Source organism: Desulfurobacteriaceae bacterium (assembly GCA_039832905.1).
Lineage (GTDB): Bacteria > Aquificota > Aquificia > Desulfurobacteriales > Desulfurobacteriaceae > Desulfurobacterium.
On record JBDOLX010000109.1, the window covers coordinates 6,501 to 7,913 of the forward strand.

2 protein-coding genes are annotated in these 1,413 nt (G+C 39.8%); both read right to left on the reverse strand.

Annotation, left to right across the window (positions count from 1 at the left end):
- On the reverse strand, positions 1–375 hold a 375-nt coding region (locus ABGX27_08420), incomplete at its 3' end, for a ribonuclease III domain-containing protein (GenBank protein ID MEO2069511.1).
- A 2-nt stretch (positions 376–377) separates the two neighbouring features.
- The coding region (gene fabF, locus ABGX27_08425) for a beta-ketoacyl-ACP synthase II (protein ID MEO2069512.1) at positions 378–1,413 on the reverse strand (1,036 nt) is incomplete at its 5' end.

The window sequence follows — 1,413 nt, forward strand, 5'->3', positions numbered from 1 at the left end:
AAAGAGGGACTCAAAAACATCACAAAGAATGGAAGCCTTTTTTCTTCCACCAGAAAGATACTCTCCTTTTCCTAAGAAAACATAACTTCCAAGATCTATAGTTTTTGCAAGTTCTGAGAGAACAGGTTCACTAACAAGATACGCCCTTATCTGAGACAGTTCTCCTTCGGTCTTGTTAGGATACCGTTTTATAAGTTCCTCACTAACAATAAGTCCTATTACAGCATCACCCAAAAACTCTAAAACTTCGTAGTTTTCTTCCTTATCCTTTTCAAAAGCAAACGATTTATGGGTTAGAGCTTTAACAACAAGTTCCTTGTCCTTAAAAGAATAACCTATCTTTTCTTCTAAACTATCAATATCCTTTCTTCTCAAGCTTAGACCCTCTTTAGGACAAGGCAAGCGTTAGTTCCACCAAATCCGAAAGAGTTTTTAAGAACATAGTTTACTTCCATCTTGACTGCTTCATTTGGCACATAGTCCAAATCACACTCAGGATCAGGTTCTTCGTAGTTAATGGTTGGAGGAATTATTCCCGTTGTTAACGTTAGAACAGCAGAAACCACTTCCACTCCACCGGCAGCTCCAAGGAGGTGTCCTATCATAGACTTTATACTGCTTATTTTTAGTTTATAGGCATGTTCTCCGAAAACACTTTTTATGGCGAGAGTTTCAAAAAGGTCATTAAACTTTGTGGATGTTCCGTGGGCATTTATATAGTCTATCTTATCAGGAGTAATTCCCGCATCTTTTATAGCATTTTTCATAGCTCTTGCTGCTCCCTCACCGTTTGGAGCAGGAGCTGTCATATGGTAAGCATCTCCGCTTGTTCCATATCCGACAACTTCTGCAAGGATTTTTGCCCCTCTTTTTTTAGCGTGCTCGTATTCCTCTAAAACAACTACTCCCGCACCTTCTCCCATTACAAAACCGTCTCTATTTTTTTCAAAAGGACGGCTCGCTTTTTCTGGTTCATCGTTTCTTGTAGAAAGTGCCCTCGCTGCAGCAAAACCTGCAACACTTAAAGGCGTAATTGCAGCTTCAGCACCACCGGCAACCATCACATCTGCATCACCATACTTTATAGTTCTAAAAGCTTCTCCAATAGCATGGGTTCCTGTAGCACAGGCTGTAACAACAGAAATATTTGGCCCTTTAAATCCAAACCTTATTGAAACAAGACCAGAAGCCATATTGATGATTTCCATTGGAACACAGAAAGGAGAAACTCTCTTAGCTCCCTTATTTAGAAGGATTTTATGTTGTTCTTCTACAGTATATATACCTCCTATTCCTGAACCAATAAGAACACCTACTCTTTCTGGATCCACGTCAGCATTATCAAGTCCTGAATCTTTTACAGCCTGGACTGCCGCTCCCATAGCATACTGAATAAAAGGATCTGTTTTTCTA